Source organism: Paenibacillus sp. FSL L8-0470, from assembly GCF_038008625.1.
In the GTDB taxonomy this organism is placed as follows: domain Bacteria; phylum Bacillota; class Bacilli; order Paenibacillales; family Paenibacillaceae; genus Paenibacillus_AQ.
On sequence record NZ_JBBOZM010000001.1, the window covers coordinates 3,469,391 to 3,493,109 of the forward strand.

The window sequence follows — 23,719 nt, forward strand, 5'->3', positions numbered from 1 at the left end:
CAAAGCGTCTTTTACCCGTTTGGTTAGCTTACAAGGACAAAAAAACTATTTTTCACCTGTGTATTGACTTTTCCGTGTTTGATTGAGTAATATGTAACCAGCAACACCATAAACACCATAAACACCATAACCAAGGCAATGACCAAAGACATGAGTTCCTTCACGGACTGACCAGAGAGAGAAGTGCAAGGTGAGAGCTTCTTACAGAACCGGCCGGAATTTACCCCTTTGCAGCCGTGGCACTGAACCCCTCCTGCTGTTAGGAAGGCTGTAAATGTCACCGTCTTATCCCCGATATCGGATACCAATAAGGATCTTGCCGCTTTACTTCCGCCGAACAGCAGGGGGTTGCTATCGCGCAGATCAAATTAGGGTGGAACCACGAGCTAAACGCACTCGTCCCTTTCTGGGATGAGATGCGTTTTTTTGCGTTCAAACATACAAAAAAACTTGAAGAAATGGAGGCTGAATCATGGAGATCAAAGCAACACTGCCGGATGGAACAATTAGGAGGTATTCGCGTAACACCACGATTGCACAAGTCGCAGAATCCATAAGTCCTACACTGAAGAAAAATGCAGTAGCCGGTAAACTTGACGGCAGACTTGTTGACTTTCATCAACCGATTATACAGGACAGCCTCGTTGAAATCGTAGTGCTGGACAGTGAAGATGGCCTGATGATCCACAGACATAGCACAGCGCATCTGTTGGCTCAAGCCATTAAACGTATATACGGTGATAAGAACGTCAAGCTGGGCATTGGCCCGGTCATCGAAGACGGATTCTATTATGATGTGGACATCGAGAAGCCTTTGTCTATAGACGATCTGGCTGCGATAGAGGCGGAAATGGGCAACATTATCAAAGAGAACCTGCCCATAGTCCGCCGGGAGATCAGCCGCAGCGAGGCGCTGAAGACTTTTGAGGCGTTTGAAGAGCCGCTGAAGCTGGAACTGATCCGGGATCTGCCGGAGGAGGCAGTAATCAGCATTTATGATCAAGGCGAATTTTCGGATCTGTGCCGGGGGCCGCATCTGGCCTCGACAGGTGCGATCAAAGCCTTCAAGCTGCTGAGTGTAGCAGGTGCATATTGGCGGGGAGATTCCAGTAATAAGATGCTGCAGCGGATTTACGGGACTTCTTTCCCGAAGAAAGCGCAGCTGGAAGAGCATCTGTATATGCTGGAGGAAGCGAAGAAACGCGATCACCGCAAGCTGGGCAAGGAACTGGAGCTGTTTATGTTCTCCGAGGAAGCGCCGGGAATGCCATTCTATCTGCCGAAGGGCATGATCGTCCGTACTACATTGGAGGAATTCTCCCGGGGGCTTCAGCGGGAAAGGGAGTACAGTGAAGTCCGTACACCGCTGATGATGAACAACCGGCTGTGGGAGCAATCCGGACATTATGATCATTTCAAAGATGAAATGTACTTTACAGATGTAGATGAGAACAAGTTCGCGCTTAAGCCGATGAACTGCCCGGGTCATATGCTGATTTATAAAAACAGCCTGCATTCCTACCGGGAGCTGCCGATCCGCATTGCGGAATACGGCCAGGTTCACCGCCATGAATTCTCCGGCGCGCTGAACGGAATGATGAGGGTCCGTACCTTTTGTCAGGATGATGCCCACTTGTTCGTTCTGCCAGAACAAATTGAGGAAGAGATCGGCCGGGTACTCGCCTTGATTGACCATATCTATAAAGTATTCGGCTTTGAGTACAAGGTAGAGCTGTCCACACGGCCGGCAGATTATATGGGAGCCGAGTCACTGTGGGATCAGGCCGAGTCGGCGCTGCAAAAGGTGCTGGAGAAACGCGGCATCCCTTATCGGGTGAATGCGGGAGACGGAGCTTTTTACGGGCCGAAGATCGACTTTCACATTCTGGACGCGCTCAAGAGAAGCTGGCAATGCGGAACTATCCAGCTGGATTTCCAGATGCCGGAGAAGTTCGACCTGTCTTATATCGGAGAAGATGGCCAGAAGCACCGGCCTGTCGTTATTCACCGTGCGGTCTACGGCTCCATTGACCGGTTCATGGGTATTCTCATTGAGCATTACAGCGGGGCATTTCCGGTATGGCTGGCCCCTGTGCAGGCCAAACTGCTGCCCGTCTCCGAGCATTTTGCCGATTACGCTTATGAGGTGAAGCAAGCGCTGGAAGCGGCAGGAATCCGGGTCGAGCTTGATCAACGCAAGGAAAAGCTGGGCCTGAAGATCCGCGAAGCTCAGCTGGAAAAGGTGCCATACATGCTCGTCCTTGGAGAAAATGAGCAGAATTCCGCTACTGTCTCCGTAAGACAACGCGCAGTAGGCGATCTCGGCACTGTAAGTGTTCAGGAGATTATTCAGCGTATCCTTAGCGAGATTGCCGCCCGGCAATAGGTGTTTCTACATTATAATGTAACTCCAGTGACTGCTCCGTTTTCATAGACGGGGCAGTCATTTTACGTAAATAGGCAGACAAGGATGTTTCGGGTATTTTATAATAATCTCGGGCTTGATGAATAGACAATACTGGAGGCGTCCTTTGTGATTACAAACAACATCAAACAACTAAACGGCAAGTTTATCAAGCTTATTCCTATGGAAGCCGATCATAGGGCGGAGCTGCTCAAGCTCCTGCACAATCCGCAAATCTGGGAATACACCTGGCGGAAAATAACAACAATCGAACAAGTGCGACAACTAATAGAAACTGCGCTGCGCAATAAGGAGAATGGGGCCGACCTTCCTTATGTCATGATTGAACAAGCTTCTGGAAAAGTCGTCGGCACCTCGCGGATTATGTATTTGGACCGGATTCACCGTAATGCGGAGATTGGCTGTACGTGGATTTCACCGGAGTATTGGAGAACGCCAGTCAATACCGAATCCAAGTCACTTTTGCTGCATTACTGCTTCGAAGAACTGGGGCTGATCCGGGTCAATTTTACGATAGTCGGATACAATCTGAGATCACAGAAAGCCATTGAACGTATTGGCGCTGTAAAAGAAGGCGTTCTGCGCAAGCACAGAATTACGTCGGAGGGCACCGTTCTTGATAACGTACTCTATAGCATTATTGACGAGGAATGGCCTGCGGTCAAAGAGAATCTGCATTACCTGCTGAATGTTAAATATTCGTAGAACTATCCTCAATTCATTGGTATAATAGAAACATATATTCCCCAATAAACGTAAGTTATCAGTGGTACCCAGCCCATATTTCTCCCTTCATGGGGCAGATATGGGTTTATGTTATTTTGTGAGGGCTATGCAAAAATGCTCCTAAACTACGAAGTGATGGCGAGGTTGGCGCAAGGATGAACTGGTCTGATTTTGGTGAACGGAACAAACGCCTTAACCCCCTGTGGACGCTGGGGGCGGGCATGAATCTTGGAGAGCTGCAGCCTTATAAGGAAATGATTGCGCTGAGTGTGTTGCTGCAGGTCTATTATCTCGAGCTGGAATCCAATGAAAGAAGAGCCAAAGAGGATATTATTGAGCTGGCCTGGAGCTCATTGGAGCGGTTTAATATTGCCAGGTTTGGCACCATCGAATCTGTGGAACGGCTGGTAGACGGGCTGTTGTGGAGCGGGGGCGGCGGGGATTTCGAAGCCTATTATTATGAAGATTCAACCCGGCAGATGACTCTGCAAAAGTACAAATACTTTACGGTAGACGAGGATGCGACCCGCACCAGTTGGGAAGAGAGCGGCAAGACAGTTTACCGCCTTTCCGAATATGCGATGGAGCTTATCTTCATGAGCCATGAGATTATAGAAGAGTTCCAGATTAGCATTAAACTGCTGGAGATCCAAATGCATATTAAGCATGGACGCGTCACCCGGGCGATGCAGGATGTGGGTGAACTGATCTCGCGGGTTCGGAAGATGACCCAGCAACAGCAGGAATACCGCAATGCGCTGCGGCGCAACCCGAAGCATATGTTCAGCGAATACGGGGTTATGCGGCATCAGCGGCTGGAGGAAATTCACCAGCAGTTTGATGAAGAACGCAAGCATTTTGATAATATCCACCGTTCCCTGGCCCGGTTGGCGAATGACGAGAAGGATGTTATCGACTTTAACGAGCTGCGCCTGTTATCCGAACGGGTGGAGCTGTCAAGAAAAGTACATGACGAGCTCGCGGAGGTTGTGCTTAGCATTTTTGAAGCCGAAACCAATTTAAGACTGAACTTTCCAGAGCTGTTCTGGGGAGCAGCCGGTTTTAATTTCCGCACGAATGTATGGGAGGAATGGGTGAAAGCCGAAGGCCTGCCGAGCGGGGACAGTCTGGAAACCTTGATTAGCGGACTGTTCACACCGAGCCAGGACTTTATCTACCCCCTCGCCTGGGCTTGGGAAGAACAGGATGTCGGTTTTCTGCCCGAAGAATATCTGGATGAGCCCGATGAAGAAGGGGAGGAGCAGCTTGCAGCTTATACGCCTAAGTCTATACCTTGGACTGAGGTTGCGGAGCTGTGGAAACCGATTTTTACCGAGCTTGCCGGCAAAGGACGTTTTACGTTCAAAGCGGATGCTTTCTCTCCTGAGGAACAGTCCCGATGGGCGCGGCTCCCGGATGCCATTGACCTGTGGGTACAATTCTTTCATACAGAGGTCATCATACAGGAGTATAACGAAGACAACCCGGGCGGAAGTGACGAGTGCCAGAAGCTGATTCAGCGGCTGCTTACGGATTGTCCCGAGCTGGAAATGCTGCGGGGTAAAGTGCTGCGGACAACCATACTTGAACCGGATCAGGGGACAAGCGTGAGTTGGCCCGGTCTGGAAATGAGCCCTTATACCATTACTATAGTAGAGAGGTGAGAGAATACAGCATGAGCTATTCATTGGAACAATTGCAGCAGGCTTCGCGGCTGTTTTTTGATCTGCTTCGGCGGAAGGTCATATCCCTGGATGATCCGGCCGCAGTGGAATGCCTGCAGGATACGGGGGCCTATGACGCCTTGCAGTATATGGCCAAAGAGGGAGGCTGCCGGATTATGAATTCCGGTCACCGCCTTCACCTGCTGGTCAATCCGCTGGGATCGGGGTTTGCGTCTAACTTCACACAGCTGCGGAATAAATACTCACGGATTGAACGTAAAACCCATTTACATATTATCAACGTCATTATCCTGGTTTTTCTGGCGGAAATGGATCAGGATGAGCAGCACTTTAAGCCCGGTCAGGACAGCATGTCCTATATCCAAATCTCCGATCAGGTGTCCTCGCTTCTACAAGCATGGATCGAGCTGGATGAGGAAGGCAGCTTCAGCAAGCAGTGGCGTCTGGATATTCAGGCAATGCATAAAGTATGGGCAAGCCTTTATATGCAGACCAAAAGCCAGGAGGAAGGCGATTCTCTGTCGAGAGGCTCCGGTTCACGGATTGGACTGATTCATGAAGGGATGAAGCTGCTGGAGGAGGAACATCTGGTGTTTATTTCCGAGAACGAGAAGCGGATTTTCCCCCGGGAAGAGTTATATGAAAGAATGCGGTATCTGTACCACGATGTAGACCGTTACAAGGACTTGAAAGCTCTGATCGGCCGGACCTTGACGGAGAAGGAGGGGGAAGGTTATGCCGCGCATTGAACGAATCCGTATCGCCGGACTGAAATACGAGAAGATGCTTAAGAAGTATGATGATATGATTCTTGATCTTTGCAATGAGGAAGGCCCGGCCAATACCCTGATTACCCTAATGAACGGCGGCGGGAAAGGAGTGCTGCTGCAGTCCATCTTCCAACTGCTCCTGCCTAAGGCGGCTTGGGGGAAAGACAACGAGAACCAGGTCGAGGCTTTTTTCCATAATCATAAAAAACAGCTCAAGCCCTATACCTTCCACGTAGCGATTGAGTGGCGGCTGGACAACAGTGAGCGTAACGAATATATGACGACCGGAATTGCCATGACTGCCCACAGCTCGATAGATCAGCTGGAGATTAAGGTTGACTATCTGCTCTACGCGCTGATGGATTATGAAGAGCAGGCTGAGCTGACCCTTTCAACGCTGCCGCTGTATGATCATGCGGAAGGCGGTCCTGTAAGTTTTGAGACGATTCAGCAATTTGTACGGGAACGGCGGAATGAAATTGTTGCCTTCGGCAGCCACAGCTCCGATCTGAAGAAGTACTACAGCTTCCTTGCTGAACGCGATATTCATATCGGTGAATGGCGTAACATGAAACGGATCAATGGTGAAGAGGGCGGGATCAAGGGCTATTTTCAAAAAAATGAGGCCTTTACCAACCACAATCTGTTCGAGAAGCTGATTATTCCGGAGATTGGCTCCAGTCTGAACGAGGGTGTCAAAGAAGAGGATGGGTCGCTTCAGCGGATGTTTATCGATACCGCAACCATTGCCCAGAGACTTCCGATGCTGGAGCAGAGGGAAAAGGCTTTTGCCGAATTCACTACGCTGGCTGCACCGCTGTATGAGCTGGTCGAACAGGGAACGGAAGCCGAGCGGAGCTTCAGAGAGACTGAACTGCTGGGCCGGCAGATGTCCACGGTCATTCACGAGGAGCTTAAGAACGCAGAGGCGGAACGCAGCAAAACTGCCGATGCATTGGTTCAGCATCACCAGGAGGCGCGCCAGCTGCGTTTTGAGGGCGATAATCTGAAATATCTGCGCAGCAAAGAAGAACAGGATCTTAAGCAGGATGAATTCACGAGGATTTCAGACAACCAGACACGGGCCAAGTTGCGGCTGGATGAGTCGAAGCTGAAAGAGAAAAAGCTTGAAGTAGCTTATTATCTGGCCAAACGCAGCGCGCAGCTCCGCCAGATCGAGCAATGGCAGAAGGAAATTGAAGCTATCGAAGGCTCGCTGGAAATGAAGGAACGCCAAGAGGTTATTCAGGGAGCGAAGGAGGAGCTGCGGCTGCAGTGGGACAAAGTTTTTCAGCTCTGGCAGGGACAGCTCTCGTCGTTCGTAACCCGCCAGCATTCTCTGACAGCTGAAGAAAATGGCTTACGCAAAGAAAGAGAAAGCTTGCTGCTGGAACTGGGCGGTCTGGATAACCGGATCAATGAACTTACAGGGGCTATCCGCCAATACACCGAGGAATTGGGCGTTTTTGCCTCACGCCATGGGCATGAAGCAGCCGGGGCGCCAGGAGCTGCGCTGCAGCGCACGTTAATAGCAGCTAAGACTATCGCAGACAATATCAGCGGCTTTAACGAGCAGCGCAAAACTGCTGAAGAGCGTAAGCTCAATCTGCACCAAACGCAGACTGAGCTGAAGGTGAAGCTGAATGCCGGGCAGAGCCAAAGCGAAGAGCTTCAGAATCTGCTGGAGTCACAGATGAACAGGGAGTCTCAGCTCTGGTCACACCTGGTCGTGCTGCTGGAAATGTATGAAGAGCATCACCAACTGGGAGTTACGGCGCTATTTGAAGCAAAACCGGCCATTCAGGAGCGGTTCATCCGCAGGCTGGATGAAGCTGAGCAGCAGGCGAAACGGCTGAGAAGGGATTATTACAACCAGCTGATCGATGTAGAGCTGCAGCAGGAGTCCTTCTGGCTGCCGAATGCGGATATCCTGAGAGTGAAGGACACACTGGATTCACTCAAAATCAGTTCCATGATCGGCAGCTCCTACCTGAATGACCTGCCTTACCTGAGCCGTGAAGAGGAAATGGAACGGCATCCGCTTCTTCCTTACGGAATTATTGTGACGCAGCGCGAAGCTGCCAAGCTCCAGCCGGATACGCTGAAAGAAGTCCTGCTCAAGTCAGCGGTGCCGGTTTTCATCCGGGAAGAGATGGCGGAAGCCGCATCCGGTCCTTTCCTGCTGCTAGCCAATCAAGGCCCGCAGATGGTTCTGCAGCCGGATCATTTCCAGGAATGGAAACGCGGAATATCCTCCAGTCTTAAGCAACAGGAGGAGGAGCTTAAGGATGCGGAAGCCTATCTGTCCAAGCTGAAATCGGCGCGGCAGGAATTCGAGCGCTTGTTCCAGAGTGAACATACCTTGGCCCTGAAAGCCAAACTGAATACACTTGAATTACTGCAGAATGAGCTGAATCTAAAGCTCGGAGATTTAAACACGGAGATCAGCAGGAATGAAGACAGCCTTGCGGTTATTCAGAGAGAGCTGGTACAATCTGAAGCCGATCGGACCGAGCATGAAGAAAGAGCACAGGCGCTGCGCCAGTGGGATGAACGGACAAAGAAGCAGGAACAGGATTATAAGGATAAGCAAAAAGCGGTAGAACGCAAAAAAGAATTGAGCAAAGAAATCGCCAGCAAGGATCAGGGGCTGGTTCAGGTAAAGGCCGAGCTGGGCAGTACCGCGCAGGAGCGGGAGAAGTGGATTGGAGATACCCGCTATGCGCTTTTTCCAAGGCTGCAGAACTGGTTTCCCGAAATTGCCTTCCCCGGCGAATATCCGGCTGCTCCTGCTCTGGAAGAAGAGCCCGTACTTGATCCTGCTGCTCAAGATACGCTAATGCAGCTGCTCAGCACGGTGGAAAGCCTCCAGCAGTCCTTAACCCAGAATGAACTGGAGATCCGTACGAGAGCGGGGAATATCAAACGGGCCGGTGAACAGCTGGCGGAGATCGAAGCTGCAGTGGTCCAGGTGGATCAGGATTGGCGGAATGCTCCTCTTCCAACGGATACAGCCGAGGTGATTTTGACGGCCAGAGCGAGACAGAAGAACGAGACCGTATATCTGGATGAGGACTACCAGCTTGTCCACGATTCGTTTATCCGCGCCCAGACCATTCTTGAGAATCTGCAGAAGGATCTCCGGAAATCCGAAAAAGCGATTAAGGAAAAACATGAACGTGCTGTAGAAATATGGCATGATCCGCTGGATCAGAAGGAAGAAGAAATCAGCAGGCGTTTCCGGGAGAATGAACAGCTGCTGAACAGCTGCAAACAAGCCTTGAGCGTTATGGATCAATGGATTCAAACATTGGTAAGCCAAAGCAAAATCATGGATACCCATGTTGAGGGTCGGGTCCAACTGCGGGATGTTCCTGAAGAGCTGCAGCAGCAGGTAAAAGATAATTGTGAGCCGCTGGTATCTGACTGGCTGCTGCGCAGCAAGGAAAGCCGCAGCGAGCGGTCGGAAATCTCCCGTAAGGTGAAGGAAGAGAAGGCGTCTTTAAGCAGCAAATTGGCGAAAAGCGGCTGGAATGCTGAGCTGGAGACCAAAATCCAGGAACGGCTCAACACCGTACATTGGGATGACTTCTCGATAGCCCGTCAGGTGCTTGATTCCATGCTCCAAAGCTCGCGCGATCAGATTGAGAGCATCCGCAGCGACAAGGAAGGGATGGAGCTGTCCCGCAAGCTGTGGGTTGGCCGCGCCGCCAAACGTGTCGTGCAGATTGTCGATATCCTGAAGCGTATGGAACGCCGGATGATCATTCTTAATGAGAATGGCCATGCTTTTCCATTGGTCCGCCTGAATTACAAGAACATTACGGTGCCGAAGACGAGCGATGATATCGAGCCGCTGGTCAGTGATTATTTCAACCGCTGCATTAGCGGGCTGTTGGAGAAATATGCCAAGATTGAGCAGGTGCCGGCAGCCGCTGTCAAAGAGATGATCAATGACGGAAAGATCGTATATGCCGCGATGCAGAACCGTTTCCCGGTGCTTCAGGTCTACAAGCCGGTGACCGAGAACTATTTCCTGTATGCGGCTCCCGAAGAGTACCACTACTCCGACTGGGAAGTTATTAACCGCGGAGCACTGGATGAGGCTGTTGGCAGCGGCGGGCAACGCCAGTCTGTGCAGCTGCTGGTTGCTATGATGATCATGACCCATAAGCGGGTCAACCGTGAGAACAAGGGCTGGACGGTTTTCCTGTACGATAATCCATTTGGTGAGATGGTTTCGAACAACGTACTTGATCCGGTATTTGAAATATCCAAAGCACTCAAATTCCAGTGGCTGATCGTTACGCCGCCCGAGCTGGTGAAGAATGATGTCAGCATCCGTTTCGGCGTGTACTGGCAGCTGTATTTTGGGGGAGATAAAGGAGAAATGCTGGAATCCACGCTCATTAAGGGTGGCCGAAAGCTGATCCCTGCTTCCTTGTTCTGACCCTATCATAAGTCAATCGCGCTATCTAACGGCAACTATAGAAATAAAGTAAGAGACCCGGCATCACGCTGAGTCTCTTTTTGTTCTATCAGGCTATGTTTTGAATATACTATTCTCGTATGGAAGGAGAGATGAAGGTTATGGAAATTCGGATGAGACAAAAGACGTTTATTATAGCTTTAATTGTACTGCTGCTGAGTATGCTGCTGCCCGCTTTTAGCTTGGCCCAAACTGCCGTGCCTGAGCACACGGACTCTTTTTACGTAAATGATTTCGCTGGTGTGATTGATGTGAAAACCGAAAATTACATCGTCAACTATGGAATTCGTTTGCATCAGCAGAGCGGATCACAGGTTGTGCTGGTGACAGTGGACTCTACAAATGGAGCTGCGATAGAGGAGTATGCAACCTCGCTGTTCAACGCCTGGGAAGTAGGCTCAGCTGACAACAACAAGGGTGTGCTGCTGCTCTTCTCGATCAAAGATAACGAGTACTGGGCGGTTAGGGGCAGAGGCATGGAGGACGAGCTTAATGACGCTGTTTTATCGCAAATTCTTTCCCAGTCGCTTGCGCCGGACTTTGCCAGGAAGGAGTACAGCTTCGGGGCACGCAAAACTTACGGGTCACTGATCCAAAAGCTGGGCGGAGTCTGGAAGGAGCAGGTCGGTTCCAAAACCTATGTGTCCGATAATGCCGGAGTTCTCAAAAAGGTCAGCAAGCTTTATCTCAACCAATCCAGCAACCGTTTCAAGACAACGACCGGAAGCGGCATTTATGTGGTTACGGTTAAAAATTCCGCAGACAAAAACCTGCAGGAATATACGTATTCGAAATTCGCCTCCATTGGTGCGGGATCCAAGGATGTAATGCTGGTGCTGGACATCGGCGGGGACAATTACCATATACTGCAAGGTAAGGACATCGACGGTATGCTGACCAATGAGGCGATGCAAAATATTCTGGATACGGTGCTTGAACCGGAATTTGCCCGAAAAAATTACGCAGGTGGTTCGGTAGCAACAGTCAATGCTTTGCACAAATTCTTGTTGGCCAGAGCAGATATTCCCCAGAGTTCCATAGTATCAAGTTCAGAGACTATTGCCGTTTCCAGTACGGCTGCATTACCGGCTGACAAAGCAATGGTGGTGGAAAACCAGTCTGGTTCTCTATCCAAAGGTATAATAGTCAGCGGTCTGTTTCTTGTGTTTATCCTGTTGTTTAGCCTTGCGATAGTATGGCGGAACAGAAATATCGCACTATACGGTTATGGCAGCCGCTGGTATAACCGCAGTCATCGTCGGCGTCGCAGAACTACAAATCAGTTGCAGAGCAGCTTGTGGCAACCGGGCTATTTAAGTTCCGCGTTGACGAATCACGGAGACGGCAGTTCAAGCAGCGGCAGCCGCAAGGAAAGACACGGATGAAATGATGGCGGAAGAGGCCATATCCAATGCCTGATTGACCCTATAAGGTCAACGGGCATTGTTTTTTTATGTGAAATTTAATATTACTTTGTTAGTCTAACTCTTTGATCATCTTGAAATTATGCAGGATAACACCTTTCCGCTCCACCGCCTGCATCTGAACGGACCTGTAGCCGTGATGTTCGAAAAAAGGCTTTGCCGTGAGGCTTGCATCGACAGTTACCTGGAGCAGTCTCAAGCTTCTGGCCTCGGATTCAAGTGCTTTTAACAATTCCGAAGCAATGCCTTTTCCCTGAAAGTCTTTATGCGTAAATACTCTGTCCAGATATCCCTCAGGTGACATATCCGCAAAACCGATGATGCTGTCATTGAACTGGACTATATAAGATATGTGGCTGCTCAACGATTCTTTCCAGGCATTCTGCCGGGTTTCCCGGTCAGCGCTATCTGCCCAGGCATCAAGCTGCAGCTGAGAATAATCCTTTTTATTTACAGAATGAACCGTCTCGTAGAACAATGTAACAATTTGTTCAATATCTGAAAGCCGAAACTTTCTAATCTCAAAATTTTTAAAAATCATTGAAACTCCCCCTCCAAACGACAATTATCCTCATTATAGTACATCTGTTTCCTAACCTTCAGCAGCATAATTGAAAAAAATGAAACTTTTAATCTTTCATTATCGTCTATGATGAAAATATGTGGTTTCATGCTTATTACCATTAATAGAAGTATTAGGGAGGCTTTACGAAGTGAGCGTATCATCATTACCACAGCGCAATGCTGTAAGCAAGAAGAAGAAAAAACCGGTCCGCAAGCGCAAGAAAAAAAGCTTTTTACGCACACTCTCCAGACTTTTTTTAATCTTGATCCTATTACTAATCGCCGGCGGGAGCTGGCTGTATTTTGCGCCTTCCGCGCATAATCTTCGCTACTTGATCGCAGATACGCTAATTACGACTCAGCACCGCTATATGGCGAAATATATCATTGGTGAAGAAGAACTGAAAGACCGGGTTAAGGAGTACAATGAACGCTTTGTGCATATGGGAGATGAGAAGGACACCCATACCATTGTTCAGCCGCCGGTAGAGGTAGAGAAACCTCTGGTCGAGATTGAGGAAGTGTCCGGCACGGGGTATTCCGGTTATGTCATGACCGTTAATGATCCGACCAAGGTACGGCTGGGTGTTCCCGGCAAAATTGGGTCGGGCGAGAAAGTGTCCAGTATGGTGTCACGAACCGGAGCGATTGCCGGTGTGAACGGTGGCGGCTTCGCTGACCCGAACTGGAAAGGCAACGGATTTAAGCCGATAGGTCTCGTGATTTCGCAAGGGAAATTGTTTTACAATGGCTTGGGCGGAAAAAAATCAACACAAATCGTCGGCCTCGATAAGCATGGCAAAATGATCGCCGGCAATTATTCGCTGAATGAGCTCAGTGATCTTGGTGTACAGGAGGCAGTGTCCTTTCAACCGAGATTGATCGTCAATGGCAAGGGCCTTATTAAGAATGCGGCCGAAGGCTGGGGGATTGCCCCAAGAACGGCGATGGGTCAACGTGATGACGGTGCCCTTCTATTTGTGGTGATCGACGGACGACAGCCCGGATACAGCATCGGCGCCAATCTATATGATGTGCAGCAAATCATGCTGAAGCACGGAGCGGTGATCGCTGCCAATCTGGACGGAGGTTCATCCACTGTACTTGTTAAGGACAACGAGATCGTTAACAAACCTTCTTCGCAACACGGAGAACGTTATTTGCCTACGGCTTTTCTGGTGTTTGAACACCCGGAGCAGGCGGATATTACGAACATCTGGGAAGGCCTGGACCCTGCCAAAATTGATGCTGGAAAGAAGCGGACACATTAACTGCCGGTACGCAAGACAGAACAGACGTGGAACGTTAGAAGGTTCTATGCTACGATATCTTCTGTGATGCTGAATTATCGCTTAAGGACCGGAGGGGGAACAGGGTTGACATTGCAGCAGCTCCGCTACGCAATTGAAATTGCCAACAGCGGCTCGATGAATGAAGCGGCCAAAAGGCTTTTTGTGTCGCAGCCCAGTCTCTCCAACGCCATTAAGGAACTGGAGAGCGAACTGGGAATTACTATATTTGAACGAAACAACAGAGGGATCAGCATCTCTGCTGAAGGGATGGAATTTCTGGGCTATGCCCGGCAGATCATTGAACAAACCGAGTTTATGGAGAACCGGTATACCGGCAAGAAACGCAGCCCGATTTATTTTTCCGTATCGACCCAGCATTATGCTTTTGTCGTCGATGCGTTTGTCAGGTTGATGAACGAGCGCAATGTGGCGGAATATAATTTCAGCCTGAGAGAAACGCAGACCTATGAAATTATCGAAGATGTCCGCACATTGCGCAGCGATCTCGGTATTCTGTATATCAACGAGAGCAACTATAAAGTGATGAACAAGCTGTTCAGTGACGGGAACCTGAAATTCACCCCGCTGTTTAATACGAACCCGCATGTTTATGTCAGAACGGGCCACGCACTTACCGCCAAGGAACGGGTTACACAGGACGAGATTCTTCCGTTCCCCTATATTACCTTTGAGCAAGGGGATAACAATTCGCTGCATTTTTCCGAAGAGATGCTGAGCTTCACGCAGATTCAGAAAAATGTTAAAGTGACCGACCGGGCCACGTTGACCCACTTGTTGCTGGGGAGTGACTCCTATACGATAGGCACGGGCATTATGGCCTCTGAGCTGAACGGCGAAGGGCTCGTAACGGTTCCTTTTGACAGCAATGAGGTGTTCACGGTTGGCTGGATTGCCCACAAGGACCGCAAGCCAAGCGAAATCATGTCCGGGTTCATTGAAATTCTGAATGATCTGGTGTCTGAACAATATTTCGACTTCAATCAATCCTTACTATAACAGCAGGAGGGACGTATGATCAGTCCAGTTATCGGCTCCAAAAGAAATGCTCCTCCCTTTCGTTACGACATCGTCGGCAGCTTCCTGCGAACAGATGAGATTAAGACCGGCCGTAATCTGTTTGAACAGGGTGAAATCACGGCAGAGCAGCTTTATGAGATAGAGAACCAAGAGATTTCCAAGCTGCTGGAACAGCAAAAGGTGCTGGGACTTAAGGCGGTCACAGATGGTGAATTCCGGCGTTCCTGGTGGCATCTTGATTTCTTCTTCGGGATCCACGGCACACAGAAAATCAGCCTGAACCAAGGCGGCAGCTCGAAAGAAACTGCCCAGCGGGCGGAGAGCTTCAAGATTGCCGGTAAAATCGCCTTTACGGATCATCCTATGATCGGGCAATTTATCAAGACGCAGCAGTTAGCCGGAGATACGCCGGTAAAAATGACGATTCCTTCGCCTGCCTTGTTTCATTTCGTGCAGGATTATAACGGGAATGAAATTTATCCGGAGCGTGAAATGCTGTACGCAGATATTATTGCAGTGTACCGGGCAGCGATTCAGGCTTTCTATGATGCAGGCTGCCGCTATCTGCAGCTGGACGATACGACTTGGGGAACTCTATGTAGCGGCAAACACCGGGCGCATCTGCGCAGCCGGGGAATTGACCCGGACCAGCTGGCGCAGGACTATGTGCGGCTGATTAACGAGAGCATTTCTCTACGTCCGGCGGATATGACGATTGCCCTGCATGTATGCCGGGGCAACTTCCGCTCCACCTGGTTCGCCGCTGGGGGATATGAGCCGATTGCCGAAGTGTTGTTCGCTCAGGCAGAGGTCGATGCCTTTTTCCTTGAATACGATAATGAACGGTCCGGTGATTTCGCTCCGCTACGGTTTATCCGTGAACAATTTGTAGTACTGGGGTTGGTGACTACCAAACATGGAGGCCTTGAGAGTAAAGAGCAGCTTAAGCTCCGAATTGAAGAAGCCGCCCAATATGTAAATATGGAGCAGCTGTGTCTGAGTCCGCAATGCGGATTTGCTTCCACGGAGGAAGGCAATATGCTGACCGAGGAAGAGCAGTGGGATAAGCTGCGACTGGTTATTGAAACCGCTAATGAAGTCTGGATCTGAATAGAATACAAGTTACCCCCTGAGAGACCGCTCCTGAAATTAGGAGCGGTCTCTCATTACTGATTCGTTAGTTAGCAAGGAGACGGGAATCTGGCAGCTTCGAAAGAAGTGGTGACAACAAATGAAAATTGATCTATAAAGCCTGGAGTTGTGGTGGTGGCAAAGATTACAACCCGATCGCCGCGTTCAGTTTCAAGATCGTAGAAACACTTGTGGCGTTGCTTCTGTTTACATTGGTGCCGCAATCATGCTGTAGGAAGGTTGTTCAGGATAAAATACATCAGCGGAAGAGTAGGACAGTGTTCGCAACCAACTGCTGAAGATCCTTTATCCGGTTGGGAGTTTCTCTTGAAGAATGATTCAATAGTTCACATAGGGCAATGAGATCCTCCAGCTTGGAGAGAAGCCGCCAGTTCTTATCCAGAACCGTACCGTGCTCCTGATAGGCTGCAATAAAATGCTTCTCAAAGACAGAATCAGCCGCTTCATAACGCAGGATGTTGCCAATATCAACGTATCTGTTCCAGGAAAAAGCGAACTCCCAATCCAGTACAGCTGACACTGAGCAGTCTGCAGCATCCCGCTGCATCAGAATGTTCAATCCGTTAAAATCAGAATGGACGAGGACGGGGCTGGCATGGCTCCGGCTTTCCTTCAAGGCTGTAAGATTTGACTGGCAGAAGGACCAAACTGCTTGTGTCAGCTCATTACCAAGCCAGCTCCCGCAAGGTTTATGGAAGAGGCTGTCCTCAACGAAGGCGAGAAAACCTTCGGCATCAGTATTGAACGGCTCGGAGATCCGCAGGTCTTTGCCGAAGAAACCAAACTCCGGGAATGTGTAGTTATGTATGCCGTTTAGAACTCTGCCGGTTGAAGCAGCAGCTGATGCAACAGCTGTTCCGGTTTTTAATACATCACGTAAGTGAATTCCTTGTTTCCATTCCTGCACAGCCCACGGCTGATTAAAAATGGTGCAGCTCGTATCAACATGAATGAAATTCGCTACAGGGACAGTCGGACTTATAAGTCCGGCAATGGCCAGTTCTTTGTAAGCGATCCTCCCATCCTCTCTGTACAGGCGAAGCACAAAGGGGTCAGCCATTCCCTCCACAGTGATCTTATAGTTGGAATTTCGAAATCCAGTAGACATTGCTTCAGCATAAGTTACTCGTTTCCCGGAGAATACAGGCCCGACAATCTCCTTAATGTGCTTAAGCTCCAGTGAAACAGGTCGCTCTGTCCGTTCCCAGCTCTCTTTCATCTCATCAGCCTCCTTAATGCTATCGTAACATACGTATCCGAGCTTCATACAGTATTGAGTCGTAGTATCAGTCGAGCCGCTACAATCCGGCCATCCTTCAAGCGCTGCGCCGCAGAGGGGAGAATGAACAAGAGCTGATGACGGAAATTTACGCAATTTGTCACGATAAGGACAAAAAAATAATGAAATACAATCAAAAACGTTTGTTTAAAATCTCTATCAATTCACTCTCAATCAACAGGAGGGACCGCGGATTCCCGTGTTAATTCAAGGGCTGGGAGCGGAACAAATACTGGCTTTGTTAGACTTTTTCTAGCAAATGGGCTGCCCTTTACGTGATCGTTCGATCAGAGGTATAATAGAAGTCGACTGTTTATAATTAATGTTGGAAAGTGAGCGGAAACTATATGGGTCGTAAATGGAATAATATTAAAGAAAAGAAAGCATCGAAGGATGCCAATACAAGTAAGGTCTACGCCAAGTTTGGGGTAGAAATTTATGTAGCCGCGAAGAAGGGCGAACCTGATCCGGAATCAAACCGGGCGTTGAAGGTTGTTCTGGAACGAGCCAAAACGTACAATGTGCCGAAAGCCATTATCGACCGTGCTTTGGAAAAAGCTAAAGGTAGCGGTGATGAGAATTATGTTGAACTTCGTTATGAAGGCTTCGGACCAAGCGGCTCAATGATCATTATTGATGCGCTCACGAATAACGTTAACCGTACAGCTCCCCTGGTGCGTTCCGCGTTCAGTAAGAATGGCGGCAACATGGGTGTAAGTGGTTCGGTAACGTATATGTTCGATCAAACAGCCGTTATCGGTCTGGAAGGCAAATCTGCCGATGAAGTGATGGAAATGCTGATCGAAGCGGACCTGGACGTTCGCGATGTATTGGAAGAGGACGAGGCTGTCATTGTCTATGCCGCGCCTGACCAGTTCCATGCGGTACAGGAAGTGTTCCGCAATGCAGGTATAACCGATTTCACCGTGGCAGAACTAACCATGCTTCCACAGAATTATGTCGCGCTTGCCGAAGATGCCGAGGCTCAATTTGAGAAGCTGATTGATGCTCTGGAAGAACTGGATGATGTACAGCAGGTATATCATAATGTAGATTCCGAAGAATAGCAGCACTGATTTCATCCGAAGACGGCCAGCAGATGTTTTATCTGCATTGGCCGTTTTTTTATGAGACAGCAATTATGCCTTTAGGGACTCAATGCTGGAAAGAATAATCTGGCTGTGGAAATGCCAAAATAAGCTGGAACACTAATAAGTATCCAACTTAAAGGAGGCAACAATGTGCCGCATGAAACAACGCCGGATAAAAACCTGATCAATACGGTGGAAGAACTGGAGAATGCACCCGTCAACAGCCAGGAAGCCCAGCAAAGGGAACAGAAAAAACTCGACAACCGCAAAGAGTCGCTCCGGGATGATAGGACGACTTATAAGAAAAATGAACAAAACACGTATAAGTGATCCTTCCACTTGAGTAGCACCAAGAAAAGTGGCAGAAGATATCCTGCCGCTTTTTTTGTCATTTATACACCATTTGATCTAGCACATCTTAATAATCCAGAAGGCGTCCATTATCATGCCATTGACCGTACATTTTATTTTCTTTAGTGTTTATTATAAATTTGTCTAATCTACTCTCAAATAAATCAGGCTGCTTAATATTGCTTTGTATCGTGTCGATCCGTACTCGTTGATAAAGAGCTGGAAATGCCATAAAATTCTCATACACTTGCAGCCAACCCCTCAACGCTTCTCTCGATATTGCTGTAATTAGATTTTCAATTTGCATAGATGAAAAATATTCTCCTTTCCTGGTATTCATACCTCCATCATAGCAAAGGCGGCTTATTTTTAGTATAAGTTTACGACCATGATACATAATCTTACTGCCTTCCGGGCTTCGGTAAAAGACGCACACCATTCCATCTATTTACATTATATTAGTAACATTTGTAACTGACTTGCTGGACAAAAATTGATAAATATAGATTGTAAGCGTTTTTATAACATGACTGGGGGAATGGTTGTGAAAAAGGTAACAAAGTTATTGCTCGTAGCCGGTATTTCATTGGCAGTTGTAGGAGTAGGCAACAGCAACCTGCTGAATGATGTATCTTCAGCCGCCAGTGCACCGCTCAAGGTAGGCCGGGTAGAAGCGGCAGCACATGGCACGAAATGCTTCACAGTAGCTGTTGCCGTTGTTCAAAACGGTGTAATCGTGGCTGCCTCGCTGGATGATTATCAATTCCTTAGCACAGAGGTGGCCAAGGGAGTCCCTAACTCCGATGCCGATTTCGGACAAAATTATAAAGATCCTGCAATGGTTCTGGCCTCCAAGAAGGCCAATAACAAATATTACAGTGATCATATGAAAGAAGAAGCCAAATCCACAGTTGCTTATGACAAAAACTTAGCTGCTGTTGAGAAATTTGCGACCGGCAAGACGATTAAATCGCTTGAAGCTACGCTCGCTAAGAAGAGCAAAGAAGAAATGGTGGATGCTGTCAGCGGGGCTACGCTGGTGGATACCAAGGGCTACTTAACGGCTATTCTGAACGCAGCCAAAGCTGCTAAATAACTCACTCGCTTGTATAGATGTAATGCTTAGACTCCTTCACGGCTGCTGCTGTGAAGGAGTTTTTAATTCTAAATAAAGTTGAACTAAAGAACTACCTAGAGGCTAAGAACACTGCCCTTATCAACGGGCAAGCCGTATCTAAGTTATAGATGAAGTAGATAAGTGGGATTTTTTATGCTATATTTTTCACATGGCTTTTAACAAACGTACGTTCCTATAATATAACTAAAGAGAGAAGGTGCACCTCAGAATGTCTGAATTCCGCCTCTTAAGTGTTGTGCATGTCTTTATGATTAGAAACCAGCAGCTGCTGCTCCTCAGGCGCTTTAATACGGGACATGATGATGGATATTACGCGCTCCCGGCGGGACGTCTGGAACGTGGTGAAGGGGTAATGGCCGCCGCAATTCGTGAGGTTCAGGAAGAATGCGGCGCTCTAATTGCTCCCGGGGATTTAGAAATGACAGGAGTAATGCATATTAAAACTTCCCATGACGAACGGGTTGATTTTTTCTTTATCGCCAAGCAGTGGTCAGGTGAAATAAGCAACGCTGAACCCCACAAATGTGATGATCTTCGCTGGTTTCCATTAGACCGCCTGCCAGCTAATCTTCTGCCTGTTGCCGGTCAGGCGCTGGACCAATACAGGCAGGGAGTATGGTTCTCGGAGCATGGGTGGAACCAGCAATGAGAGAGGAGTAAAAATTATGCTGACTATGATTAAAGGGCCTTATTTGCAGTGGCCGACCGAAGAGTCGATGACCTTTATGTGGGAGACCTCTAAGCTATCTACATCCAGAGTGGAAGTGATGAGGGCAGAACGTATACATAGCGGTTATCAAGGAAACTACAAGCAGCCGGAACAGATCCTTACCAGCGCTGAAAATTCAGGATTTACCCAAATCCATAAGCTTACGGTCAGCGGACTGGAGCCTGGAACGATTTATTTCTACAAGGTGTATTCTCAGAATGAGCAGGAGGCGGCAGAAGCAGGGCCATTTCCCTTTAAGACAGCTATGTTGCCGGGTGAGCCTTTTTCATTTACGGTAACCAGTGAAACTGGCGGTTAGAGCGGTTTTGATATCACAGGCGGAGAGATCAACAACAGCATTTTTGCCCAGATGAAAAGATATCGTCCGGACTTCAGCCTGTTTATCGGTGATATCGTTAACGATGGAACAAATTATGCCGATTGGAATCAGTATTTTTTTAGTCCCGGAAAAGAGCTGCTGCAAGACACTCCCAGCTTTAGCTGCTTAGGCAATCATGAGAACGGAGGCTCATGGTATTATGACTTTTTTGCTTTTGCCGCCCCAAAGAATTATTATTCCTTCGATTATGGAGACGCTCATTTTATTGCACTGGACAGCACGGATTTCATAAATAATGATACTTATCCTGACAGCTCGGGCAAATTTCAGGCAGGAAATGCGCAATATGACTTTCTGGTTCAAGATCTGCAAGATACTTCTGCCAAATGGAAAATTGTCTACTTTCACTATTCTCCTTATGTGTCCGGCGGGTATCAGGTTGAAGCACTGCGGGCGCTTTGTCCATTGCTGGAGCAGCATAGTGTGGATCTTGTACTCAGTTCCCATACGATTGTGTATGAACGAAGCTATCCGCTGCGCTCCGGCAAGCTGGATTTCAAGGACGGGATCGTATATGTCGTAGCTGGGGGAGCCGGTGCAATGCCAGAATGGCTGCTGCCCAAGCGGGAATGGTTCACATCACAATCGCTGGCAGTGCCGCATTTTCTGCAAGTAGCCGTAACACCGCAACAATTGGAAATTCGCGCGATCGATCATCAAGGAGCACTATTCGATAAATTTAGTATTTTCAAGGAAACGGATGGGTCGAAGAAGTTCATCTGAGTTCTGGTAAGGGATGCGGAGATAAGAAAATAAGCCGGTTGTCTCAGTAGGTAGCAGACTTAAACAGGGAAATAAATCTATGGTGCACTCATCCAAAATTGTGTATGCTGGAGTTTGTTTGGAGGGCAGTCTCTGAAATACATAGCAGGAGGATTTGCGCAGTATGGAGCATGCAAGCATAAGTATGATAGCTATTCTGGTCATTTGCGGATTTCTGGCCGGACTGATTGATTCTGTAGTTGGAGGCGGCGGGCTGATTGCAATTCCGGCACTGCTGTCTGCGGGTATCTCATTACCCTTACTGCTCGGGAGCAACAAATTAGCCGGGACGTTGTGCTCCTTCACAAGTACCGCCTCCTTTATGCGTTCGGGGAAGATCAATTTTCAACTGGTCAAAGTACTTATTCCTTTTTCCATTATTGGTGCAGTGGCAGGTTCACTTACAGTCAGGCAGGTGCCCTCGGAGTTTCTGAAGCCGCTGGTTATTGTCATGCTGGTCGTGATCACAATTTATACTTTGTTCAAAAAAGCTTGGGGAGATGTATCCACATTTGCCGGCAGCAGCAAAAAATCACGTCTAATCGGTATTGCAGTCGCTCTGCTTATCGGTTTCTATGACGGATTTTTTGGTCCGGGAACCGGTTCCTTTCTGATCTTTGCCTTCCTGATGATGGGGTTCGAGTTCGTGACAGCCGCAGGAAATGCTAAAGTGCTCAATTTCGCCAGCAATATTTCAAGCTTATTAACCTTTGTTGCGTTAGGGTCGGTCAGTTATTCCTACGGACTGATTATGGGAATCCCGATGGTGATCGGGGCCATTGTCGGGTCCAGAATTGCCATCCGCAAGGGTGCCGCATATATCCGTCCGTTATTTATTGCGGTGACGGTCATCTTGATCAGCAAGCAAATCTGGGATACGATGCATTAACAAGAAGAAATGGCGGAGAAGAGGGGCAATTCCGCAAATTTAGCTGATTTTCACCGCAAGTTCGGTCAAAGAATACATCGTAATGGAACGGTTCTTCGATACAAACGGAAATGGAGTGGTACACAGTTATGACTAATAAGCTTTACTACGAATCTGCCTTTTTAAAGGAATGGCAAACCAAAATCAGCCGTGTGGTTGAGAAAGAAGAGGGCTTGTATTTAATTTTGGAAGAGACGGCCTTTTATCCTAACGGTGGAGGGCAGCCCTGTGATACGGGGTTTATCGATGAACTTCCAGTCCTTGATGTTATTCTGGAGGACGATGAAGTACTGCACAAGGTAGAACGTTTGCCTGCAAACAACCAGCTCAGCTGCCGGATTGATTGGGACAAGCGGTTCGACCATATGCAGCAGCACAGTGGCCAGCACCTGCTCTCAGCCGTATTCCTCGATCTCTGCCAGGCCATGACATTAAGCTTTCACCTTGGCAGTGAATATGCCTCGATCGACATTGAACTGCCGGAGCTGGCTCCCGCTCAGCTGGCGCTTGTGGAACGGGAGGTCAACCGGCACATATACCTGAATCACAGCATTACAAGCTATTTCGTAAATGAAGCAGAATTGGCGCGTCTGCCTCTTGTGAAGCAGCCCAAAGTGATAGAGAACATCCGGATAGTCGAAATCGATGGTGTAGAATATAACGCCTGCGGAGGGACGCATGTCTCTTCTACAGGAGCCATCGGTATGATCAAGCTGTTGAAAGCAGAGAAGCAGAAGGGCAATATCCGAATTACTTTCAAATGCGGAACCCGCGCACTGGAGGAATTTAATGAGAGTCTGCAAATTCTCAGCGTACTGTCCGCCAAATACAATACGGGCAAGGATGAAATCATTGACCGTATTGAGAAGTGGGAGCAGGAGCATAAGGATCTGCAGCTGGAACTCACGGCATTGAAGGACCAGAATGACAGCTTCACCGCCCGGGAGCTGTTGTCAGCCCTGGAACCGGACAGTCATGTGATCTCAGAGATCTTCGAGCAAAGATCTTTCAAGGATTTGCAAAGCCTGGCCCTTAAGCTGACTGCACAGACGGAGCTTCCGGTCTTGCTGCTGTCGGCTGCGGAGAACAAGGTGGTGCTGGCCCACAGCGGCAGCTCTGAAAATTCCTGTGGAGCCTTCTTCAAAGCCAGCCTGGGAGAATTCCAGGGTAAAGGCGGGGGCAGTGATAAGATGGCGCAGGCCGGTTTTCCGGGATGGGAGAATGCACTTGCCTTTTATGAATTTGCCAAAAAAGAATTTGTCTAGACGAGATCCCCTGATGCCATAGAATTCACGAAGCCGTACTTTGAATCACTGACAGAAGTATTTCTCAAAAATAAACTTCTTAATAAAAAATGGCCGTATCGCTAAAAAGCGAATACGGTTTATTGGCGTTGGGGGTTGCTTGTTTTGCAATTAATATTTTCCCAGCCACTTAAGGATTATTTAATAACTGCTCCTTTATAATCGCAATAGAGCTTGTAAGAAAGGGGTTCA

At 48.5% G+C, this 23,719-nt stretch carries 20 protein-coding genes; 17 read left to right on the top strand and 3 right to left on the bottom strand.

Annotated elements, in window-relative coordinates; genetic code table 11:
* The first annotated feature begins 472 nt into the window (after positions 1-472).
* From thrS to NST99_RS15845, 6 genes are all read left to right on the top strand, one after another.
* Positions 473-2,386, top strand: a complete 1,914-nt coding sequence (gene thrS / locus NST99_RS15820; RefSeq protein ID WP_341092952.1) for a threonine--tRNA ligase — start codon at positions 473-475, stop codon at positions 2,384-2,386.
* A gap of 147 nt (positions 2,387-2,533) precedes the next feature.
* Complete coding sequence (locus NST99_RS15825; protein WP_341092954.1) at positions 2,534-3,130, top strand: GNAT family N-acetyltransferase; 597 nt, start codon at positions 2,534-2,536, stop codon at positions 3,128-3,130.
* Between the two features lie 176 nt (positions 3,131-3,306).
* Complete coding sequence (locus NST99_RS15830) at positions 3,307-4,815, top strand: hypothetical protein (protein WP_341092956.1); 1,509 nt, start codon at positions 3,307-3,309, stop codon at positions 4,813-4,815.
* A gap of 11 nt (positions 4,816-4,826) precedes the next feature.
* Positions 4,827-5,585, top strand: a complete 759-nt coding sequence (locus NST99_RS15835) for a DUF6063 family protein (RefSeq protein ID WP_341092958.1) — start codon at positions 4,827-4,829, stop codon at positions 5,583-5,585.
* Positions 5,572-10,056: a hypothetical protein gene (locus NST99_RS15840; protein ID WP_341092960.1), complete on the top strand. Its 4,485-nt coding sequence runs from the start codon at positions 5,572-5,574 to the stop codon at positions 10,054-10,056. The genes NST99_RS15835 and NST99_RS15840 overlap by 14 nt, the downstream gene beginning before the upstream one ends.
* A gap of 119 nt (positions 10,057-10,175) precedes the next feature.
* Complete coding sequence (locus NST99_RS15845; RefSeq protein WP_341092962.1) at positions 10,176-11,480, top strand: TPM domain-containing protein; 1,305 nt, start codon at positions 10,176-10,178, stop codon at positions 11,478-11,480.
* Between the two features lie 91 nt (positions 11,481-11,571).
* Here NST99_RS15845 and NST99_RS15850 read toward each other — a convergent pair whose 3' ends face one another.
* Positions 11,572-12,060, bottom strand: coding sequence for a GNAT family N-acetyltransferase (locus NST99_RS15850; protein ID WP_341092963.1), 489 nt, complete (start codon positions 12,058-12,060; stop codon positions 11,572-11,574).
* Between the two features lie 172 nt (positions 12,061-12,232).
* On the opposite strand from NST99_RS15850, the gene NST99_RS15855 reads away from it, so the two are divergent.
* The 3 genes from NST99_RS15855 (at position 12,233) to NST99_RS15865 (ending at position 15,523) form a co-directional block, all read left to right on the top strand.
* Positions 12,233-13,354 (top strand): phosphodiester glycosidase family protein, encoded by a 1,122-nt coding sequence (locus NST99_RS15855; RefSeq protein WP_341092965.1) that lies wholly within the window; start codon positions 12,233-12,235, stop codon positions 13,352-13,354.
* A gap of 105 nt (positions 13,355-13,459) precedes the next feature.
* Positions 13,460-14,392, top strand: a complete 933-nt coding sequence (locus NST99_RS15860) for a LysR family transcriptional regulator (RefSeq protein WP_341092967.1) — start codon at positions 13,460-13,462, stop codon at positions 14,390-14,392.
* 15 nt (positions 14,393-14,407) lie between these two features.
* On the top strand, positions 14,408-15,523 hold the full coding sequence (locus tag NST99_RS15865; RefSeq protein WP_341092968.1) for a 5-methyltetrahydropteroyltriglutamate--homocysteine S-methyltransferase: 1,116 nt from the start codon (positions 14,408-14,410) through the stop codon (positions 15,521-15,523).
* Positions 15,524-15,803: 280 nt separating this feature from the next.
* Here the strand turns inward: NST99_RS15865 and NST99_RS15870 are convergent, their stop codons facing one another.
* Positions 15,804-16,784, bottom strand: coding sequence for a phosphotransferase family protein (locus NST99_RS15870; protein WP_341092969.1), 981 nt, complete (start codon positions 16,782-16,784; stop codon positions 15,804-15,806).
* A gap of 407 nt (positions 16,785-17,191) precedes the next feature.
* Here NST99_RS15870 and NST99_RS15875 point away from each other — a divergent pair, with 407 nt between their 5' ends.
* On the top strand, positions 17,192-17,911 hold the full coding sequence (locus NST99_RS15875; RefSeq protein ID WP_038591545.1) for a YebC/PmpR family DNA-binding transcriptional regulator: 720 nt from the start codon (positions 17,192-17,194) through the stop codon (positions 17,909-17,911).
* Positions 17,912-18,085: 174 nt separating this feature from the next.
* A complete protein-coding gene (locus tag NST99_RS15880) occupies positions 18,086-18,265 on the top strand; it encodes a hypothetical protein (protein ID WP_038591548.1) in 180 nt (59 codons plus the stop codon).
* 88 nt (positions 18,266-18,353) lie between these two features.
* On the opposite strand, the gene NST99_RS15885 is transcribed toward NST99_RS15880, so the two are convergent.
* Positions 18,354-18,593 carry a YdeI/OmpD-associated family protein gene (locus tag NST99_RS15885; RefSeq protein ID WP_445745032.1) on the bottom strand — a complete coding sequence of 80 codons (240 nt, stop codon included), beginning with the start codon at positions 18,591-18,593 and terminating at the stop codon, positions 18,354-18,356.
* A gap of 237 nt (positions 18,594-18,830) precedes the next feature.
* On the opposite strand from NST99_RS15885, the gene NST99_RS15890 reads away from it, so the two are divergent.
* The 6 genes from NST99_RS15890 (at position 18,831) to NST99_RS15915 (ending at position 23,488) form a co-directional block, all read left to right on the top strand.
* On the top strand, positions 18,831-19,382 hold the full coding sequence (locus tag NST99_RS15890) for an FMN-binding protein (protein WP_341092971.1): 552 nt from the start codon (positions 18,831-18,833) through the stop codon (positions 19,380-19,382).
* Between the two features lie 250 nt (positions 19,383-19,632).
* Positions 19,633-20,073, top strand: coding sequence for an NUDIX hydrolase (locus NST99_RS15895; protein ID WP_341092972.1), 441 nt, complete (start codon positions 19,633-19,635; stop codon positions 20,071-20,073).
* Between the two features lie 16 nt (positions 20,074-20,089).
* Positions 20,090-20,452: a fibronectin type III domain-containing protein gene (locus tag NST99_RS15900; RefSeq protein WP_341092975.1), complete on the top strand. Its 363-nt coding sequence runs from the start codon at positions 20,090-20,092 to the stop codon at positions 20,450-20,452.
* A gap of 51 nt (positions 20,453-20,503) precedes the next feature.
* Positions 20,504-21,256, top strand: coding sequence for a metallophosphoesterase family protein (locus NST99_RS15905; RefSeq protein ID WP_341092976.1), 753 nt, complete (start codon positions 20,504-20,506; stop codon positions 21,254-21,256).
* Between the two features lie 163 nt (positions 21,257-21,419).
* Positions 21,420-22,184 (top strand): TSUP family transporter, encoded by a 765-nt coding sequence (locus NST99_RS15910; protein WP_341092978.1) that lies wholly within the window; start codon positions 21,420-21,422, stop codon positions 22,182-22,184.
* Between the two features lie 128 nt (positions 22,185-22,312).
* Positions 22,313-23,488, top strand: coding sequence for an alanyl-tRNA editing protein (locus tag NST99_RS15915; protein ID WP_341092980.1), 1,176 nt, complete (start codon positions 22,313-22,315; stop codon positions 23,486-23,488).
* The last annotated feature ends 231 nt before the right edge of the window (positions 23,489-23,719 follow it).

What these genes read in the sequence shown, in the direction of transcription:
- NST99_RS15900 (WP_341092975.1), top strand. Translation starts at nt 20,090, where the DNA reads ATGCTGACTATGATTAAAGGGCCTTATTTGCAGTGGCCGACCGAAGAG.
- NST99_RS15875 (WP_038591545.1), top strand. Translation starts at nt 17,192, where the DNA reads ATGGGTCGTAAATGGAATAATATTAAAGAAAAGAAAGCATCGAAGGAT.
- NST99_RS15835 (WP_341092958.1), top strand. Translation starts at nt 4,827, where the DNA reads ATGAGCTATTCATTGGAACAATTGCAGCAGGCTTCGCGGCTGTTTTTT.
- NST99_RS15870 (WP_341092969.1), bottom strand. Translation starts at nt 16,784, where the DNA reads ATGAAAGAGAGCTGGGAACGGACAGAGCGACCTGTTTCACTGGAGCTT.
- NST99_RS15905 (WP_341092976.1), top strand. Translation starts at nt 20,504, where the DNA reads ATGAAAAGATATCGTCCGGACTTCAGCCTGTTTATCGGTGATATCGTT.
- NST99_RS15910 (WP_341092978.1), top strand. Translation starts at nt 21,420, where the DNA reads ATGGAGCATGCAAGCATAAGTATGATAGCTATTCTGGTCATTTGCGGA.
- NST99_RS15915 (WP_341092980.1), top strand. Translation starts at nt 22,313, where the DNA reads ATGACTAATAAGCTTTACTACGAATCTGCCTTTTTAAAGGAATGGCAA.
- NST99_RS15850 (WP_341092963.1), bottom strand. Translation starts at nt 12,060, where the DNA reads ATGATTTTTAAAAATTTTGAGATTAGAAAGTTTCGGCTTTCAGATATT.
- NST99_RS15865 (WP_341092968.1), top strand. Translation starts at nt 14,408, where the DNA reads ATGATCAGTCCAGTTATCGGCTCCAAAAGAAATGCTCCTCCCTTTCGT.
- thrS (WP_341092952.1), top strand. Translation starts at nt 473, where the DNA reads ATGGAGATCAAAGCAACACTGCCGGATGGAACAATTAGGAGGTATTCG.
- NST99_RS15895 (WP_341092972.1), top strand. Translation starts at nt 19,633, where the DNA reads ATGTCTGAATTCCGCCTCTTAAGTGTTGTGCATGTCTTTATGATTAGA.
- NST99_RS15840 (WP_341092960.1), top strand. Translation starts at nt 5,572, where the DNA reads ATGCCGCGCATTGAACGAATCCGTATCGCCGGACTGAAATACGAGAAG.
- NST99_RS15845 (WP_341092962.1), top strand. Translation starts at nt 10,176, where the DNA reads ATGGAAGGAGAGATGAAGGTTATGGAAATTCGGATGAGACAAAAGACG.
- NST99_RS15830 (WP_341092956.1), top strand. Translation starts at nt 3,307, where the DNA reads ATGAACTGGTCTGATTTTGGTGAACGGAACAAACGCCTTAACCCCCTG.
- NST99_RS15885 (WP_445745032.1), bottom strand. Translation starts at nt 18,593, where the DNA reads ATGCAAATTGAAAATCTAATTACAGCAATATCGAGAGAAGCGTTGAGG.